This window comes from Rugamonas sp. GW822-FHT03B10, from assembly GCF_058801745.1.
Genome location: NZ_JBXANP010000002.1, coordinates 439,412 through 459,169, shown reverse-complemented (window position 1 = coordinate 459,169; position 19,758 = coordinate 439,412). Strand labels below are relative to the sequence as shown.

Sequence of the window (19,758 nt, the reverse complement as noted above, 5' to 3'; positions counted from 1 at the left end):
ATGGGCGCACACCAGACCGGCGCGTGGCAACGCGTGGCACACCTTACGGCGGGCGGCGCGCTCGCCCTCACCTGCCTGGCTGCGGCGGCCGCCGACACGGTGGATCTGGCCAGCTGCAACGGCCCGTTCGCCATCGTGCAGCACCCCGCCGCCGCCACCGATGCGCGCGCCTACTGGTTCAACCGCCAGCTGCTGCGCTGGCCGGGCGCCGACGCCGGCGCCACCTTCAAACTCTACTACTCGGTCGCCGGCACGCTGGACGCCACCGCCGGCGCCAAAGTGCGCGGCGCGGATGGCGCCATCACGCTGGAACGGCACGACGCCGCCTTGCCCTCCGATCTGGCGCAACGCTTCAAATTCGTCGCATCCGGCGCCACGCTGGCCCTGCCGGCGGCCGACGCGACCCGCGCCGGCGCACTGCTGCGCCAGCAACTGCTGCTGGTGCAGGAGGCGCCGGACGGCACCGTGCGCGACGCCACCAGCGTGCAGATCGCCGGCGCGCTGGACGACCTGTACGCCAAGGCCGGCGAGGTGGCCGACCTGGGCGTGGGCGTGGCGCCCGGCCGCAGCACCTTCAAGCTGTGGGCGCCCACGGCGCGCCAGGTGGCCGTGTGCGTGTACCCGAGCGGCAGCGCCCCCGCCAGCGCCGTCGTGCCCATGGCGTTCGACGCGGTCACCGGCATCTGGTCGGCCTCCCGCCCGGCCGACCTGTCGGGCCAGTACTACCAGTACGCGGTGGACGTGTTCGCCCCCAGCGCCGGCATGGTGCGGAACCTCGTCACCGATCCGTATTCCATCAGCCTGACGACGGATTCGAAGCGCAGCTACATCGCCAGCCTTGACGCGGCCAAGCTGAAACCGTCCGGCTGGGAGCGCGACCGCGCACCCAACAAAGTGGCGGCGCAGCCCGACATGGCCGTCTACGAACTGCACGTGCGCGACTTTTCCATCAACGACCAGACGGTCAGCGCCGCCCATCGCGGCAAGTACGCGGCCTTCACGGAAACCGGCTCGAACGGCATGAAGCACCTGGCCGCGCTGAGCCGCGCCGGCCTGACCGACGTCCACCTGCTGCCCGTGTTCGACATCGGCAGCGTGCCCGAAAAGGGCTGCGTGATGCCCCATCCATCGGGCGCGCCCGACAGCGACGCGCAGCAGGCGCTGATCAAATCCACCCAGCTCACCGACTGCTACAACTGGGGCTACGACCCCTACCACTACAACGCACCGGAGGGCAGCTACGCCACCGATCCGGCCGACGGCGCGCGCCGTGTGATCGAGTTCCGCCAGATGGTGATGGCGCTGCACAAGGCCGGCCTGCGGGTCGGCATGGACGTGGTCTACAACCACACCTACATCGCGGGCCAGAACGAGAAGTCGGTGCTGGACCGCGTGGTGCCCGGCTACTACCACCGGCTGGACGCACAGGGCAAGATCGAACGTTCGACCTGCTGCGACAACACGGCCACGGAAAACACGATGATGGCCAAGCTGATGATCGACTCGGTGGCCCAGTGGGCCCTGCAGTACAAGATCGATTCGTTCCGCTTCGACCTGATGGCGCACCAGCCGCGCGCGGCGATGGAGCAGTTGCAGCGCCGCGCCGACACGGCCACCGGCCGCCACGTGAACCTGATCGGCGAAGGCTGGAACTTCGGTGAAGTGGCCAACGGCGCGCGCTTCGTGCAGGCGTCCCAGCTGTCGCTCAACGGCAGCGGCATCGGCACCTTCAGCGACCGTGGGCGCGACGCCGTGCGTGGCGGCGGCGCGGGCGACGCAGGCCAACAGCTGTTCAGCAAACAGGGCTACATCAATGGGCTGGTCTACGATCCCAACGCGCAGGCGGGCCAGCACGCGGCCAGCGAATTACTGCACGCGGCCGACATGATCAAGGTCGGGCTGGCCGGCTCCATCCGCAGCTATCCGCTGACGCTGGCCGACGACAGCACGCGCGAACTGCAGGCCATCGACTACGCGGGCCAGCCGGCCGGTTATGCGAGCGAGCCCGGTGAAGTGGTCAACTACGTGGAGAACCACGACAACCAGACCATGTACGACAACAACGTGTTCAAGCTGCCGCTGGCCACCAGCACGGCCGACCGCGCGCGCGTGCAGATGCTGGGCGCGGCCATCAACGCCTTCAGCCAGGGCGTGGCCTACTTCCACGCCGGCTACGACATCCTGCGTTCCAAGTCGCTGGACCGCAACAGCTTCGAATCGGGCGACTGGTTCAACCGCCTGGACTGGAGCTACCGCGACAACAACTACGGCGTGGGCCTGCCGCCGGCCGACGACAACGGCAAGGACTACGCCCTGCTCAAGCCATTGCTGCGCGACGCGGCGCTGAAGCCAACGCCGGCCGATATCGCCTACGCGCGCGACGCGTTCCGCGACCTGCTGGCCATCCGCGCCAGCAGCACGCTGTTCCGGCTGCGCACGGCCGACGACATCAAGCGCCGCCTGCGCTTCTACAACACGGGTTCGCAGCAGCAGCCGACCGTGATCGTGGGCCACCTGGACGGCGAAGGCTACGCGGGCGCACGCTTCAAGTCGCTCACCTACCTGATCAACGTGGACAAGGTGGCGCACACGCTGGCCGTGCCGCAGGAACGGGGCCGCGCCTACGTGCTGCACCCGGTGCACCTGCGCGCGGGTGCGGCCGACCAGCGCCCGGCGCGCGCGGCGCGCTTCGACGGCGCGACGGGCACATTTGCAGTTCCGCCACGCTGCGCCGTCGTTTTTGTCGAGAATAGATAAGATTATCAAAGTTTCATGTTATCTTTTTGGCTTTGCAATTTCACCAGAAAGAAGACATGAAGCGTTCGTCCCTGCCGCAGCTGCTGTCGTCGATGGCCCTTTGTTCGACTCTGTTGTCATTGACCGCCTGCGGTGGCGGCGACGCCGGCCCGCCCAAGAACGTGGCCCCCGTCGCCAACGCCGGCGCGGGACAGACGGTGGACGCGGGCACGCTCATCAAACTCAATGGCAGCTACACGGACGCCAACCAGGACCTGGTCGGCTACACGTGGACGTTGTCCAAGCCGGCCGGCAGCATGGCCTCGCTGATCAATCCGAAGGTGGCCACGCCCGACTTCATCGCCGACGTCGCCGGCACCTACACGGCCACGCTGACCGTCAACGACGGGGAGCTCAATAGCGCGCCGGCCACTGTGTCGTTCACGGCGCAAGTGCCGGTGGCGGCCTTCGTCGCGCTGTGGGACGGCGATACCTGCGCCACCTCGCGCCGCGTCTACGTGGTGGACGGCCACCTCGTGTACACGCAACAGGGCTCGACCACCTGCGCCGACACCAACAGCGCGAGCCTGTACGAAAGCACGCCGGCCCGCCTGTTGTGCAGGAGCGGCGGCCTCGTCTCGTTGCCGTGCACCGAATCGGCCAACCAAACGCTGATGACCAGCATCCAGACCGACATCGTCCACTTCCTGCGCAACGAGCCGACCGTGGACCACAGCATCAAGCAGGTCTACACCTACGGCCCGTAACGACGGGCGCCGCGCCTACTGGCCGATCAGCACCACGGCGTTGTGGGCCGGGAACGTGACTTTGCCCTTGACCACCACGGCGCTGGTGCCCGAGTAGTAATCGCGCACCCGCGCGCCGTCGGCGAACACGCCATGCAGGTCGATGGCGGACGGTTTGTCGGTCGGCTGCTCCAGCGCCACCACCACCTTGTCGCGCAGCGCGCCGCGTTCGAACGTGCGCTTGAACACGTAGGGGTGGGCCTGCAGTTGCTGGTGCACGCCCGCGCCCACGGCCACGTGGTCATGGCGGAACAAGGCCAGTTTGGCCCAGTGACGGCGCACGGCGGCCACGCTGTAGCCGTCGCGCCTGGCGTCGTTGGCCAGTTCGTCCCAGTTCATGTAGGAACGCAGCTTGGCGTCGCCCTGCGCTTCGGCCGGATCGAGCCGGCGCGCCGTCTCGTCGCCGTAGTAGATCTGGGCCGCGCCGGGCGCCAGCAGCAGCTTGTTGGCGCTTTCGAACGGCTTGGTGCGGGCCGGATCGAACGGCTGGTCGAAGTCGTGCGAGGCCAGGTAATTAAGCACCGTGTAGCCTTGCAGCTCGCCGTGCAGCTTGGCCGAGTAGCTGCTGAACAGCGTCTCGTAATCCTGTTTCGCGTCCCACACCAGGCCGAAATTGATGATGCTGTCGAAGCCGCCGTCCTTGTAGTAGTTGACCTTGTGGCCGCCGCCCAGGTCGAACTGCTGGCCGTTGGCGATGTTGTAGCCAAACAGCTCGGCCGTCATGAAGAACTTGTCGTCGCCCAGCTTGCGGGTGGGATGGTCACGCTTCCATTCCTCGTAGGCGAGCGACGCCTCCTTGCCCAGCTCCTTCCACGCGCCCACCTCCACGTGCTTGACGGTGTCGGCCCGGAAGCCGTCGAAGCCGTACTTGCGCACCCAGTCCGCGTGCCATTTGATCAGGTAGTAGCGCGGCGCGCGCGGGTAGCCGGTGCGGGCGAAGAAGGCGTCCAGTTCCGCCACCTCGCGCTCATAGCGGCCCTCGGCCTTCCACTTGGCCACCAGCGCCGGCGGCAGCGCCACGTTGTCGTTGCTCTCGGTGCGCACGTCGGGCAGGTTGGCCACCAGGGTGCAGGAGATGGTGGTGGCCGGATCCTTGTAGGTGCACACGGGGCCGGTGCGCACCCACTCGGGCGGCCACACGGGATCCTGCTCCGTCACCGGGCCGGTCTGGTTCATCACCACGTCGAGCAGCACGCGGATGCCGTGCGCGTGCGCCGCGTCCACCAGCGCGCGCATGTCCTGCTCCGTGCCCAGGTTGGCGTCCACGCTGGTCCAGTCGCGCGCCCAGTAGCCGTGGAAGCCGTAGGACTTGCCCGTACCCTCGTCGGTGCCGCCGTGGATCTGCTCCACAGGCGGCGTGATCCAGATCGCGTCCACGCCCAGGCTGTCGAAATAGCCTTCGTTGATCTTGGCCGTCACGCCGGCCAGGTCGCCGCCCATGTAGCCGCGCAGCGGCGCGGCGTCGGCCTGGCGGCCGTAGGCCAGATCGTTGGCCGGGTTGCCGTTGTTGAAGCGGTCCGTCAGCAGGAAGTAGACGGTGGCGTTCTCCCACAGGAATGGCCTGGCGGCCGCGCGCGCGGGCGCGGCCTGCGCCGCCTTGCCCGATGCGGCCGGCGCCGCCATGGCGCTCGGCGCGACCAGCGCGACCAGCGCCAGGGTCATTGCGAGAGGAGTCTTGTTCATGCTGTCTTTTCCTGTGTGGTTGACGGTGCGGTTGAAAATCAGGTGATCACGCTGGGCGCGGCGCGGCCCGTGTAGGCGCTGATGCCGGCCACGTGTTCGGCGACGGCGATCAGGCCGGCCAACGCCTGCTGCGTGGGCAGGTGGTGCTGCGCCGGATCGGCTTCGTAGCGCTCCAGGTAGACGCGCAGGGTGGCGCCCTCGGTGCCGGTGCCGGACAGGCGCAACACCACGCGCGAGCCGTCCGTCATCACGATGCGCACGCCCTGCTGGCGCGCCACGTTGCCATCGACGGGATCGGTGTAGCAGAAGTCGTCGGCCAGGTCCACCGTGTATTCGCCCAGGCGCTGGCCGGCCAGTCCGCCCAGGCGCGCGCGCAGGGCGTCCATCAGTTCGGCGGCGGCGGCGCTGTCGATGGCTTCATAGTCGTGGCGCGAATAGTAGTTGCGGCCGAAACGGCTCCAGTGCTCCTGCACCAGCGCCGCCACGCTCTTGCCGCTGGCGGCCAGCAGGTTAAGCCAGAACAGTACGGCCCACAGGCCATCCTTCTCGCGCATGTGGTCCGAGCCGGTGCCGTAGCTCTCCTCGCCGCACAACGTGACTTTGCCGGCGTCGAGCAGGTTGCCGAAGTACTTCCAGCCGGTGGGCGTCTCGAAGCATGGCACGCCCAGCGCGAGCGCCACGCGGTCGGCCGCGCGCGAGGTGGGCATGGAGCGGGCCACGCCACGGATGCCGCCCCGGTAGCCCGGCGCCACGGTGGCGTTGGCGGCCAGCACGGCCAGGCTGTCGGACGGCGTGACCTCGAAACGGCGGCCGACGATCATGTTGCGGTCGCCGTCGCCATCGGAGGCGGCGCCGAAATCGGGCGCGTCCCCGCCGGCCATCACGGCGATCAGGCCGGCGGCGTTGACGGGGTTGGGATCGGGATGGTGGCCGCCGAAATCCTCCAGCGGCACCGCGTTGATGACGGTGCCGGCCGGCGCGCCCAGCATGCCTTCCAGGATGGCTAGGGCGTAGGGGCCGGTGACGGCGCTCATGGCGTCGAAGCGCATCGTGAAGCCGCGCGCGAACAGGGCGCGGATGGCGGCGAAGTCGAACAGGCCCTCCATCAGTTGCGCGTAGTCGGCCACGGGGTCGATCACTTCCACCATCATTTGCTCGATGCGTGTGCCGCCCAGGGTATCGAGGTCCACGTCGGGCGCATCGCTGGCCTGGTAGCGGTGCAGCGCCACGCTGTGCTGCCACACGGCCTCGGTCAGCGCTTCCGGCGCCGGGCCGCCGTTGGCGATGTTGTACTTGATGCCGAAGTCGCCGTCCGGCCCGCCCGGATTGTGGCTGGCCGACAGGATGATGCCGCCGGACGCGCCATGCTTGCGGATCACGCAGCTGGCGGCCGGCGTGGACAGGATGCCGCCCCGCCCCACCAGCACGCGCGCGTAGCCGTGGGCGGCGGCCAGCCGCAGGATGGTCTGCACGGCGGCGCGGTTGTGGTAGCGGCCATCGCCGCCCAGCACCAGCGTCTTGCCGGCGCAGTCGCCCAGCGTGTCGAACAGGCTTTGCACGAAATTGTCGAGATAGGCGGGCTGCTGGAATACCGTGACCTTCTTCCGCAAGCCCGAGGTGCCCGGCCGCTGGCCGGGATACGGCGTGGTCGCCACCGTCTGTATCGTCATGTTCGCTCCACGTTGGTTGAGGGGACAGCGGACGATACTAACGCAAACGGCGCAATTCAGGCGGCGGCCTTGATCCCGGCGTCCTTGGCGGCGGCGGCCGCGTTGTCCTTGACGAACAGCGTCAGCACGCCGGCCAGCACCATGCTCGCGCCGCCCAGCATCACGGTATTGATCGTGTGGCCGGCGAAGAAGTGCTTGGTGATGGAACCGAGCAGCAGGCCGCTGCAGATCTGCGGAATGACGATGAAGAAGTTGAACACGCCCATGTAGTAACCCATGCGCTTGGCGGGCAAGGCGCCGGCCAGGATCGCGTAAGGCATGGTCAGCACGCTGGCCCACGCGATGCCCACGCCGATCATGGGCACGAACAGCAGGTTCAGGTTATGGATGGCGAAGATGCTGATCAGGCTCATGCCGCCGATGGCCAGGCAAGTCATGTGCACGAACTTGCGGCTGGTGTACCGTGCGAACACGGGCAGGATGAAGGCGGCCAGCGCCGAGACGCCGCCATAGACGGCGAACATGACGCCCACGTGGTTGCCCGCCTCCTGGAACGCGGCCGACTGCGCGTCCACCGTGCCGAACACGTTTTCCGCGACGGCCGAGGTGGTGTAGATCCACATGGCAAACAGCGCAATCCAGGTGAAGAACTGCACGAACGCCAGTTGCACCATGGTCTTGGGCATGCGCGCGAAGCCGCCCAGGATTTCCGCCATGGCATGAGCCAGGCCCTTGCTGCGCGCGCGCTCGGCGCGGAACGCTTCCAGGTCGTCCGGCGGCGCTTCCTTGGCCGTCAGCACGGTCCACATCACGGAAAACAGGTAGATGGCGCCGCCGATGTAGAACGAGTAGCGCACGGTGTCGGGAATCGCGCCGTTGACGGGCACGTTGCTCACGCCCAGCAGGTCCGAGAAGATGGTGGGCAGCAGCGAGGCGATCACCCCGCCCCAGCCGATGAAGAAGGTCTGCATGGCGAAACCGGCCGTCTGCTGCGCGGGACTGAGCTTGTCGCCCACGAAGGCGCGGAACGGTTCCATCGACACGTTGATGGCGCCATCCATCAGCCACAGCACGGCGGCGGCCATCCACAGGACGCTGGAGTTGGGCATCAGAAACAGGGCGATCGAGGCCAGCACGGCGCCGACGAAGAAGAACGGACGGCGGCGCCCCCAGAACGGGTGCCAGGTGTTGTCGCTGAGGTAGCCGATGATGGGCTGCACCAGCAAGCCGGTGACGGGGGCGGCCAGCCACAGGAAGGCCAGGTCGTCGGGATTGGCGCCCAGCGTGGAAAAGATGCGGCTGGTGTTGGCGTTCTGCAGCGCGAAACCGAACTGGATGCCGAAAAAGCCAAAGCTCATGTTCCAGAGCTGCCAGAACGTCAGCCTGGGCTTGTTGGAAGAAGGTTGCATGCCTGCGTGTCCCCGTTATGTGGTCCGGTCTGAAGGCCGGAGCTCAGCGTCAAAATGCGAATTTGTAGCAAAGTAACACGCTCGACTACAGGTGTCAATCGAAACAACTTCATAGTAAAATAAAGGAGTTAGCCACACACCGCACCGTGGTTTTGTAGTCAAATGTAGTCAAATAACAGAAATCAAAACCAGACCCGGAACCAGTGAGACACCTCCACATGACAAGCAAACATTACGCCGGCCTGGCCCTGCTGATCGCCGCCAGCCCCGCCGTCCTGGCCCAGAACCTGGAACGCCGCTTCGACAGCGCCACCCTGCACGGCAACCAGCTGGACATCCGCACCAGCGACGGCCAGTACCTGATCAAGCCCTACTCGACCCGCATCGTGGAGACCACCTTCGTGCCGGCCGGGCAAAGCGTGGAGCCGGAGTCGCACGCCGTGGTGCTGGCGCCGGCCCCGGTGCAGGCCACGCTGAAGAACAAGGGTAACACCGTCGAATACACGACCGGCGGCCTGTCCGTCACCATCACCCGCGCGCCGTTCCGGATCGCCTATGCCTACAAGGGCCGGCCGCTGGTGGCGGAAAAGCGCGGCTACGGCAAGACCGGCTACGGCGAGCGCATCGAGTTCGCGCTGGACGCGACGGAAGCGCTGTACGGCGCCGGCGCCCGCTCGATGGGCATGAACCGGCGCGGCCACCGCTACACGCTGTTCAACAAGGCCGATTACGGCTACAGCGACCATTCGGAACTGATGAACTTCACCATGCCGCTGGCGCTGTCGTCCAAGCGCTACCTGCTGCACTTCGATAACCCGCAAACGGGCTACCTCGATTTCGACAGCCAGGGCGACAACAGCCTGACCTACGAGACGGCGGGCGGGCGCAAGACCTACCAGGTGGTGGCCGGCGACAGCTGGGAAGACATCATCGCCAGCTACACCAGCCTGACGGGCCGCCAGCCCATGCCGCCGCGCTGGGCGTTCGGCAATTTCGCCATGCGCTTCGGCTACCACACGGAGGCGGAGGCGCGCGCCACGGTGGACAAGTTCATCGCCGACGACATCCCGGTCGACGCCATCGTGTTCGACCTGTACTGGTTCGGCAAGACCATCAAGGGCACCATGGGCAACCTGGCCTTCGACCCGGACAACTTCCCGCACCCGGCGCAGATGATCGCCGACTTCAAGGCCAAGGGCGTGAAGACGGTACTGATCACTGAGCCGTTCATCGTCGACACCTCGTCGCACTGGCAGGAGGCCGTGCAAAAGCACATCCTGGGCACGGACGCCAACGGCGCGCCGCTGGCCTACGACTTCTACTTCGGCCACACGGGCCTGATCGACATCTTCGGCCAACCGGGCCGCGACTGGTTCTGGAACGTCTACAAGGGCCTGCACGACATGGGCGTGGCCGGCGTGTGGGGCGACCTGGGCGAACCGGAAGTGCATCCCGGCTCGATGCGCCACGCCACCGGCACGGCGCAGCAGGTGCACAACATCTACGGCCACCAGTGGGCCAAGCTGGTGGCCGATGGCTACCGCCACGACTACCCTACCGAGCGCCCGTTCATCCTGATGCGGGCCGGCTACTCCGGTTCGCAGCGCTTCGGCATGATCCCATGGTCGGGCGACGTGGACCGCAGCTGGGGTGGCTTGAAGTCGCAGCCGGAGATCGCGCTGCAGATGGGCATGCAGGGCATGGCCTATATGCACTCGGACCTGGGCGGCTTCGCCAACGCGAATCTGGACGATGAGCTGTACACGCGCTGGCTGCAGTACGGCGTGTTCCAGCCCGTGTTCCGCCCGCACGCGCAGGAGGAAGTGCCGTCCGAGCCGGTCTACCGCGACGCGCCCACCAAGGCGCTGGCGCGCGACGCGATCCGGCTGCGCTACCGCATGCTGCCGTATAACTACACGCTGGCCTTCGACAACCACCAGCAAGGCTTGCCGCTGATGCGCCCCATGCTGTACGAGGAGCCGGACAACGTGCAGGCGCGCGCCATCGCCTCCACCTACCTGTGGGGCAAGGACTTGCTCGTCACCCCCGTCACCAGCAAGGGCGCCACCGAGCAGCAGGTGTGGTTCCCCGCCCACAGCGCGTGGTTCGACTTCTACACGGGCCAGCGCCAGGACGGCGGCGCCAGCCGCAGCGTGAAGCTGGCGCCCGACCACATTCCCGTCTACGTGCGGGCCGGCGCCTTCATCCCGCTGGCGCCCGTGGTGCAGACGACGCGCGACTATTCGACCAAGGCCATCGAACTGCACTACTACCACGACCACACCGCCCGCAGCGGCCAGGGCAAGCTGTACGACGACGACGGCGAGACGGCGCAAGCCTACGAGCAGGGCAAGTACGAACTGCTGCACTTCGCCAGCAAGCTGCAGGGCCGCGAACTGACGCTGTCGCTGTCGTCGGAGACGGGCGCGCACTACCAGCGCCCGCAGCGCAGCATCGCGCTGCAGGTGCACAACGTGGGCGCCAAGCCGGCCGGCGTGCGACTGGACGGCCAGCCGGTGGACTTCGCCTGGGATGGCGCGGCGCGCATGCTGACGGTGCAACTGCCGGCCAGCGACCATGCGATGCGCACGGTGGGCATTGCGCTGGCGGCGGGCGACGCACGCTAAAACCAGGGTCCGACCCTCTAAAACCAGGGTCAGACCCTCGATGCGCTCGCTGCGGCGGGCGACGTCCACTGACGAATTCGCAACACTTGGTAAAACCGCCACACGCGCCAGCCTGACGTGTATATTAATGGCCTTCGGACCGGACGGTTCGAAGGCCATTTTCACAACTCAGGGAGACACGCGTGTCATCTACCATCCTCAAGGCGCTGCTGGCGGCAAGCGCCATCACAGCCGCCAGCGGCGGCGCCTACGCGGCGCCGGCCGCCAAGCCTACCGTGGCCGAAGCCGAACGCTTCCTGGCCGACGCGGAAAGCCGGCTCAATAAACTCAGCATCGAACAGGCGCGCGGCGCCTGGGTCGGCGAGAACTTCATCACCGACGACACGGAAGCGATCAGCGCCTTCTTCTCCGAGCGCTACCTGACCGCGTCCGGCGAGATCGCGCTGGCGGCGCGCCGCTACAACGGCCTCAAACTCAAGCCCGAGTCCGCGCGCAAACTCAAGCTGCTGCAACTGACGCTGATGTTCTCCGACCCCAAGGAGCGCGAAGCCTACACGTCGGCCCAGACGGCCATGACGGCCGCCTACGGCAAGGGTAAATACTGCCCGAAGAACGCGGACGGCAGCGCCGGCGCCTGCATGGCGCTGGGCGACATGGAGAAAGTGCTGGCCGACAGCCGCGACCCGGCCCGCCTGAAGGAGGTCTGGCTCGGCTGGCACGCGCAGTCGCCCGCCTACAAGCAACGCTACAGCCAGTACGTGGCGCTGTCGAACAAGGGCGCCCGCGAGATGGGCTTCGCCGACACGGGCGCCCTGTGGCGTTCGCAGTACGACATGCCGCCCGAGCAGTTCTCGGCCGAGATGGAACGCCTGTGGCAGCAGGTCAAGCCGCTGTATGAATCGCTGCACACCTACACCCGCTACAAGCTGCGCCAGGCCTACGGCCCGGACGTGGTGCCGGCCACCGGCCCGATTCCGGCCCACCTGTTCGGCAACATGTGGAGCCAGACCTGGGACAACATCTACCCGCTGCTCAAGCCGGCCGGCGAGACGGCCAGCTTCGACCTGAGCAAGGTGCTGGCCGAGCGCAAGATCGGCGCCAAGGAGATGACGGCCGACGCGGAACGCTTCTACACCTCGCTCGGCATGCAGAAACTGCCGGCCAGCTTCTGGGAACGTTCGCTGCTGACCAAGCCGCGCGACCGCGACGTGGTGTGCCACGCCTCCGCCTGGCCGATGGACGACAAGGACGACGTGCGCATCAAGATGTGCATCACGCCCACGGCCGAGGACTTCAGCACCATCCACCATGAGCTGGGCCACGTCTACTACTACCTGGCCTACAACAAGCAGCCCTACCTGTTCCGCGCCGGCGCCAACGACGGCTTCCACGAAGCCATCGGAGACACCGTGGCGCTGTCCGTCACGCCCGACTACCTGAAGACCATCGGCCTGATGCCGAAGGACGCGGCGGCCGACGCCGACATCGGCCAGCTGCTGCAACGGGCGCTGACCAAGGTGGCGTTCCTGCCGTTCGGCTACTCGGTCGACAAATGGCGCTGGGACGTCTATTCCGGCAAGACCAAACCGGCCGACTACGACAAGCACTGGTGGGAACTGCGCGAGCAGTACATGGGCATGTCGCGCCCGGCCGCCATCAGCGAGCAAGGCTTCGACGCCGGCGCCAAGTACCACGTGGCGGCCGACGTGCCGTACGCGCGCTACTTCCTGGCCGACATGCTGCAGTTCCAGTTCCACCGCGCGCTGTGCCGCGAGGCCGGTTACACGGGACCGCTGCACCGCTGCTCGGTATATGGCAATCCCAAAGCCGGCGCCAAGCTGCAGCAGATGCTGGCCATGGGCGCCAGCAAGCCGTGGCCGGAGGCGCTGAAAGCCATCTCGGGCGAGGACAAGATCGACGGCAATGCGCTGCTCGAATACTTCGCCCCGCTCAAGACCTGGCTGGATGCGCAGAACGCGCAGTTCGCGGCGGCGGAACTGGCCGGTCCATCGGCCAAATCGGCTGCCAAGTAAGCACGCCGCCGGGCGGGCCTGGCAAACGGGGACGGGCGGCGACCGCCGCGCCGTCCGCCGTCAGCGCCCCGCCCCGCCCGTGGCCGGCGTGGCGAAGAACAGCAGCCGGCCATCCTCCGTGGCCAGTATCAGCTGGCCACGGTGCCACAACGGCGAGGCGGCGAACGCGCCCAGCCGCTTCACGTGCTCCAGCGCCGCGTACAACTCGTACGGCGCGCTGCCGTACAGGCGCTTGGTATCGAACTTCCCGCTCGCCTTGTCGATGATGGCGTAGGCGTCGCGCCGGCTCTCGTCGGTCCGGTAGCGCCAGCGCTGGCGCCCCGTGTCCGCGTCGAGCACGAAGGCCTCGCCCTTCATGCTGGCGACCACCAGCGCATCGCCCACCCGCAGCGGCGAGGCGAACGTCCACACGCCCATGTCGAAACGATAGCGCTCCTTGCCGCTGGCCTTGTCCAGCGCCACCAGCAGGCCCGTGTCCGAGGTGCCGAAATACACCCGCTTGTCGTCCAGCGCGGCCGTGCCGACCACCCACGAACCCTGCGCGTCGTAGCGCCATCTGATTTTTCCGCTGGCGGCGTCGATCGCGTAGAAGTGGCCGTCGCGCGAACCCGCGTACACGGTGTTGCCATCCACGCTGGGCGAGGCCAGGATGCCCAGCATGATGCTGTCCTTCTGCTCCGTCTCCGTCTGCACGCGCCAGCGCAGTTCACCGCTGGCCGCGTCCAGCGCGTACAGGGCGCCATCCCAGCTGCCCACCACGATATTGGCGCCGGCCAGCGCCGGCGAGGAATGCACCACGCCGCCCGTCTTGTAGGCCCAGCGCAGTTTGCCGGTGCGCGCGTCGAGCGCATACACGCACTGGTCGCTGCTGCCGAAGTAGACCACGCCGCCATGCACCAGCGGCGAGGACAGGTACAAATCCCAAGGGTCGGGCGCCGGTTCGCCGTCGCGCGGCAGGCCATACATGCCGTGGGCCGCGAACACAGCCTCGCCGCCCGTGCGGAAATGCCACCGGGGCGCGCCGCTGGCCGCGTCCAGCGCGTAGAAACGGCCGTCGCGGCTGAGGAAGTAGACCACGCCCTCGGCCACTGCCGGCGTGGAGGCGATGCCGCCGCGGCTGTGGAACAGCCATTGCAGCTGGCGCGTGTCGAAGTCGATGGCGTACAGGTTGCCGTTCTCGGCGCCAGCGAACAATTGCTTCCCCACCGCCACGGGCGAGGCGCTGATGGCCGCGTCCAGCCTGAACTGCCCGGCCAGCGCCAGCTGCGCGAGATCGGCCGGCGCCGCGCCCCCGGCCACGCCGGCGTGCGTGGGACCGCCCATCAGCATGGGCCAGTCGGCTTCGGCTCGCGCCGCGCCGCAGGCGATGAGCAGCACCACCGCCGCCATACGCAAAGTCTTCATCGAAGTTCCTCCTTCCAGGTTGCCATGCAAGTCGGGCCGGCCCCGCGTGCGCGGGCGCCCGGGCGAAAAAAAACCGCCATGTGGCGGTGCGACGATCTTGAGCGTCGCACGCGCACATGGCGGCTTTTTCGGCTTTCCAGCCGGCGGGCTTAGAACTTGTAGTTCGCGCCCACCAGGATGGTGCGGCCATACTTCTGGTATTCCAGCTGCTGGCTGCGGGTGCCGGTGTAGGTCTCGTAAGCCGAGTTGGTCAGGTTGTTGACCTGCAGCAGCAGACCCAGGCCCTTGTAGGCGCCTTCGTTGAAGGTGTAGCCAACCTGGAAGTCGACCACGTTCTCGCCGACCACATAACGCAGCGTGCGCGAGTTGGCGAAGTTGCTGATCTCACCCACGAAGTCCGAACGCTTGCGCTGGCTGATCCGGGTTTCGAAGCCGTTCTTCTCGTAGTAGGCGGTCAGGTTGGTGACGCGCTTGGACAGGCCGGGCAGCGGGATGTTGCTGCCGATGCTGCTGGTCGGATCTTCGATCTTGATGTCGCTGGTGCTGAAGGTGGCGCTGGCCTGCACACCGAAGCCGTCGAGCGACTTGGTCACCAGATTCATCGGCAGCGAGCCGGACAGCTCCAGACCCTTCATCGTGCCGCCCTGGCCGTTGTACGGCGCCGAGAACGGGCCGATGGCGGTGTTGAGCGAACCCAGCGCGCCGGTGTTGTACACATAGCCTGGCGGGATGAACGACGAGAAATCGTAGTCCTTGGTCTGGGTGTAGATGTAGCTGGTCAGCTTCTTGTAGAAACCGGCGATGGCATAGTAAGCCTTCTTGTCGAAGTATTTCTCATACGAGATGTCGAAGGCATTGGCGCGCCATGGGTCCAGCTTGGCGTTGCCGCCGTTGGCCGTCAGGCGGAACAGGGTCTTGTCATAGTCCATCTGGAACGCCGAGCTCAGCTGGTCCACGCGAGGACGGGCCAGTTGCTTGGCCACGGCCAGACGCACGGTCTGCTGGTTGTCGAAGCCGAACGCCAGGTTCAGGCTAGGCAGCACGTCGGTGTAGGTCTTGCCCAGATCGACAGGCTTGATCTCGGTGGTGCCGCTCGAATTGTCCACATAGCGCGATTGCGACGACTGGTTGGTGCGCTGCACTTGCACGCCCACGTTGCCGCGCACGCTCACGTCGCCCAGCTCGGCTTCGATGTTGGCCTTGACGAAGCTGGTGGTCACTTTTTCCTGCACGTCCCAGGCCTTGGTCACCAGGTAGGACAGGTTGTCGACCGGGTTGAACACCATGCCGCTGGCCACCACGCCCGGCACGTTCCAGGCTGGAATGGAGCCCACGCCGGCGAAGCTCAGGTCCACCGGCGAGTACTGCAGGTTGGACGGCACGGTGAACTGGTCGCCGGCCAGCGTGATCGCGCCCTCGGGCTGACGACGCTTCTTGCTGCGGTCGGCGTAGTTCACGCCAATGTCGACGCCGGAGAACAGTTTATCCATCATGTCCGGCACGGGCAGGCTGGCCACCAGCTTGAAGCCCTTCAGCTCGTCTTCCACGTGCGGCACCTTGCCGTAGCCGGAACCGTAGATGGTGTTGCGCACATACAGCTGGGACGGATCGCTGTAGTTCATGCCGGTCGTGATGGTCGGGAAACCGCCGCTTGCATATTTCAGGCCCACGCTGTCGAGGAACTGGGTGTCTGGCAGCGGGTTGTGCTGCAGGTTGTTTTCCAGGCTCAGCTCGTCGCGCTTGGCTTGCGAGTAGTTCACGTCGGCGAACAGCGACCAATCCTTGAAGCGGAACTCGTTGCTCCAGCCCGCCGCATGGATCTCGTCCTTGCGCTTGTTGTACATGCCGCGCACCAGCGGGAACACGCCGGTGGCCGTGCCGCCGGCCAGGCTGTTGCCGTTGAACACGGGGTTGACGTAGTTCAGGCCAGGGGTGTAACCACCGTTGTAGTTGCCGAGGTTGATTTCCAGCTGGTTGTTGGTCTGCTCGCTCTTGAACTCGGACGCGTAGACGTCGAAGATACTGGTCCATTGCTTGTTCGGACGGTATTGCAGCACGCCCATGAAGCCGTCGCGCTTGTTGGTGCCGCTGGTGGCAACGGCCTTGATGCCGTCGGTGATGTAGCTGCCGCTTGGAATGCCGGGACGCGAATCGGTCTTCCAGGGTTCGTACATGCCCGTCTCGTTGTCGAGGATGGGTGATTCCAGGTGGGCGAAGCCGAGCGCGATACCGATCGTGCGGTTGGCGAACTGGTCGATGTAGCTGGCGCTGAAGCGGTTGCCGTTGGCCGAGGCGCCGGCGATGCTGCCCAGCGAGTTGTGTTCGCCGCGCGCGTTCAGCGCCACGGTGCGGCCGCCGAACGACAGCGGACGCACGGTCTGCATGTCGATGGTGCCCGACAGGCCCTGGCCGACCAGGCCGGCGTCCGGGGTTTTGTAGACGGTCACGCCAGCCATCAGCTCGGATGGGTACTGGTCGAATTCCACGGAGCGGTTGTCGCCCGTGCTCACTTGCTCGCGGCCGTTCAGCAGCGTGGTCGAGAAGTCCGGCGACAGGCCGCGCACGCTGATCACCTGGGCGCGGCCGGCCACGCGCTGGGCGGCCAGACCGGGCAGGCGGGAAATGGATTCGGCGATGCTGACGTCGGGCAGCTTGCCGATGTCTTCGGCCGAGATCGCCTCGACGATGGAGGTGGCATCTTTCTTGACCGAGATCGCGTCTTCGATACCACGACGGATGCCCGACACGGTCACGGTCGCCATCGGCGCCGCATCAGCTTGCGCGGCTGGCGCCGCCGTTTGCGCGTACACAGGTTGTGCCAACGCGGCCACGAACAGGGCGCAGCCTGCCGCCACCGGACTCAGTTGAAATGCGGCGCTGTCGCGCTTGCTTGCGAACTTACTCATTGTTAATGCCCCCTCACTCGACACCAAATATATTTCCCTAGCCACTAAGACTTCGCGGGATCCTTGGAATTCAACGTTCTTTGACGTTCCAGAAAGAATTTTGTACTAAAACTAGATCCAGTGTCAATCGAAGTTAAGTTCAACTACGTTTACGAGGCCCCGTGCGTAGGCGACTCCCTATGAGGAGCGCACTATGGCGTTGTATTTCGGCTACAGCACCCACGGCCATGCGATGTAATCGAACTACAAGATGATGGACAAAACGTGCCGCCACACCCTCCATTCGCGACACCCCCGCCACCCCGCACCCGGCGGTGTCCGCCGGGTGCGGGGCATGACAGCGACGACGGCGGAGGCCAGCGACGGGACAGCACGGCCATTCTGTACTCCAACTAAAATTTCACCAATGAGAACCGAATAAAACATGAGAGTTCGTTGCTAAGTGACTGTTTTTAAATTATTATTTTCAAATCATCAAAGAACCGGCGATTTGTAGTCTGCCTACCCACGAGAAAGAAGAGAGCGATGAAGCGCATGATCATGCTGGCCACGCTGGCCACACTGTCCTCGTCACCGGCGCGGGCACTGCCTCCGCACACCATCGACCATCTGGAACCGCCGTCCTGGTGGACCGGCATGCAGGACCGGCAACTGGAACTGATGGTGCACGGACCGCGGATCGCCGAACTGGAGCCGGCGCTGCACTACCCGGGCATCCGCGTCGTCCAGGTCGCGCGCGCAAGCAATCCCAACTACTTGTTCATCAAGCTGGAGATCGGCCCCGACACGCCGCCAGGCCAGGTGACGCTGCAATTCCGCCAGCATGGCAAGACCGTGCTCAGCTACCCGTATCCGCTGCAGGCGCGCGCGCCCGGCTCGGCCGACCGGATCGGCTTCACCAGCGCCGACGCCATCTATGAAGTGATGCCCGACCGTTACGCCAACGGCGACCCGGCCAACGACAACGCGCCCGGCATGACCGAGCGCGCCGACCGCCAGGACGGCTCCGGCCGCCATGGCGGCGACCTGGCCGGCATGGCAGCCCACCTCGACTACGTGGCGGACATGGGCTACACCATGCTGTGGCCGACCCCGTTATTGGAAGCAAATATGCAGCGCGGCTCGTACCACGGCTACGCCACCACCGACCACTACCGCATCGACCCGCGCTACGGCAGCAACGACGACTACCGCACCTTCGTGGCCCAGGCGCGCAAGCACGGCATCGGCGTGATCCAGGACGTGGTGCTCAACCACATTGGCGACCGCCACTGGTGGATGCAGGATTTGCCCAGCGCGGACTGGATCACCCACCAGGGCAAGTTCGTGCCCACCCAGCACCACCGGGTGGCCTTGCAGGATCCGTACGCCTCGCAGGCGGACAAGCGCGACTTCACGCAGGGCTGGTTCGTCGCCACCATGCCGGATCTGAACCAGGCCAATCCCCACCTGGCCACCTACCTGATGCAGAACAGCATCTGGTGGATCGAGTACGCGGGACTGGCCGGCCTGCGGGTGGACACCTACAGCTATTCGGACAACGCCTTCCTGAGCGCCTGGTCGGCCCGCATCATGCACGAGTATCCGAAGCTGAACCTGGTGGGCGAGGAATGGAGCCCGCACATCCCCATCGTCGCGCGCTGGCAGGAAGGCAAGCACAATTTCGATGGTTACATATCGCACATGCCGGGCATGATGGACTTTCCGCTCAACGACACGCTGCGCCGCGCGCTGGCCTCGGACGACGCCGACGGCGCCCAGTACAGCCTGACGAGCCTGTATGAAACCCTGTCGCAGGATTATCTGTACGCCGATCCCGGCAACATGGTGCTATTCGAAGGCAACCACGACCTGGCCCGCATCTACAGCGACCTGCACGAGGACGACGCGCTGTTCCGCATGGCCATGGCCTACGTGCTGACGGCGCCGCGCATCCCGCAGTTCTACGCGGGCACGGAAGTGCTGATGACCAGCACCACCGGCCGCCGCGACGACGCCTCCTACCGCCACGACTTCCCCGGCGGCTGGGCCGGCGACACGGTCAACGCCTTCACCGGCGCGGGCCTGACAGCCAAGCAACTGGCGGCCCAGGCCTTCCTGAAAAAGCTGCTGAACTGGCGCAAGGGCCAGCCCGTGATCCATCACGGCAAGACCATGCAGTTCGGTCCCGAGCAGAATACCTATGTGTTCTTCCGCTACCTCGGCGACAAGAAGGTGATGGTGGCCTTCAACAAGAACCACAGCGACACCACGCTGGCCACGGCCCGCTTCCAGGAAATGCTGGCCGGCGTGCGCGGCGGCGACGACGTGATCAGCGGCCGGCACTATGCGCTGGGCGACACGCTGACCTTGCCTGCCCGCTCGGTGCTGGTGCTGGAGTTGCGCTGACAAGAAACACGCAGCGTCAAGCGCAATAGAAAAACCGCCATGTGGCGATGCGACGATCCGGATCGTCGCATGCGCACATGGCGGTTTTTTTTGTGC

10 protein-coding genes are annotated in these 19,758 nt (G+C 66.2%); 5 read left to right on the top strand and 5 right to left on the bottom strand.

Translation table 11 applies throughout. The features are described from left to right. Both AC1RQG_RS05140 and AC1RQG_RS05135 read left to right on the top strand, forming a co-directional pair. Positions 1-2,757 carry an alpha-1,6-glucosidase domain-containing protein gene (locus AC1RQG_RS05140; protein WP_493128969.1) on the top strand — a complete coding sequence of 919 codons (2,757 nt, stop codon included), beginning with the start codon at positions 1-3 and terminating at the stop codon, positions 2,755-2,757. Positions 2,758-2,813: 56 nt separating this feature from the next. Next, entirely contained in the window at positions 2,814-3,503 is a 690-nt protein-coding gene (locus tag AC1RQG_RS05135; RefSeq protein WP_493128967.1) for a PKD domain-containing protein, read from the top strand. Positions 3,504-3,518: 15 nt separating this feature from the next. Here AC1RQG_RS05135 and AC1RQG_RS05130 read toward each other — a convergent pair whose 3' ends face one another. From AC1RQG_RS05130 to AC1RQG_RS05120, 3 genes are read right to left on the bottom strand one after another with little or no spacing between them, the layout of a single operon-like run. Further along, on the bottom strand, positions 3,519-5,225 hold the full coding sequence (locus AC1RQG_RS05130; RefSeq protein ID WP_493128965.1) for an alpha-amylase family glycosyl hydrolase: 1,707 nt from the start codon (positions 5,223-5,225) through the stop codon (positions 3,519-3,521). Between the two features lie 38 nt (positions 5,226-5,263). Beyond that, positions 5,264-6,895: an alpha-D-glucose phosphate-specific phosphoglucomutase gene (locus AC1RQG_RS05125; protein WP_493128963.1), complete on the bottom strand. Its 1,632-nt coding sequence runs from the start codon at positions 6,893-6,895 to the stop codon at positions 5,264-5,266. Positions 6,896-6,951: 56 nt separating this feature from the next. After that, the gene (locus AC1RQG_RS05120) at positions 6,952-8,304 is read right to left on the bottom strand and encodes an MFS transporter (RefSeq protein WP_493128961.1); all 1,353 of its coding nucleotides are present in this window, start codon (positions 8,302-8,304) and stop codon (positions 6,952-6,954) included. Positions 8,305-8,522: 218 nt separating this feature from the next. Here AC1RQG_RS05120 and AC1RQG_RS05115 point away from each other — a divergent pair, with 218 nt between their 5' ends. Next, complete coding sequence (locus tag AC1RQG_RS05115; protein WP_493128959.1) at positions 8,523-10,931, top strand: glycoside hydrolase family 31 protein; 2,409 nt, start codon at positions 8,523-8,525, stop codon at positions 10,929-10,931. 182 nt (positions 10,932-11,113) lie between these two features. Next, positions 11,114-12,964, top strand: coding sequence for a M2 family metallopeptidase (locus tag AC1RQG_RS05110; RefSeq protein ID WP_493128957.1), 1,851 nt, complete (start codon positions 11,114-11,116; stop codon positions 12,962-12,964). A gap of 60 nt (positions 12,965-13,024) precedes the next feature. On the opposite strand, the gene AC1RQG_RS05105 is transcribed toward AC1RQG_RS05110, so the two are convergent. Continuing rightward, the gene (locus tag AC1RQG_RS05105; RefSeq protein WP_493128955.1) at positions 13,025-14,368 is read right to left on the bottom strand and encodes an outer membrane protein assembly factor BamB family protein; all 1,344 of its coding nucleotides are present in this window, start codon (positions 14,366-14,368) and stop codon (positions 13,025-13,027) included. Positions 14,369-14,517: 149 nt separating this feature from the next. Further along, positions 14,518-17,274, bottom strand: coding sequence for a TonB-dependent receptor (locus tag AC1RQG_RS05100; RefSeq protein ID WP_493128953.1), 2,757 nt, complete (start codon positions 17,272-17,274; stop codon positions 14,518-14,520). Between the two features lie 525 nt (positions 17,275-17,799). Here AC1RQG_RS05100 and AC1RQG_RS05095 point away from each other — a divergent pair. Continuing rightward, positions 17,800-19,662 (top strand): glycoside hydrolase family 13 protein, encoded by a 1,863-nt coding sequence (locus AC1RQG_RS05095; protein WP_493128951.1) that lies wholly within the window; start codon positions 17,800-17,802, stop codon positions 19,660-19,662. Positions 19,663-19,758: the final 96 nt, after the last annotated feature.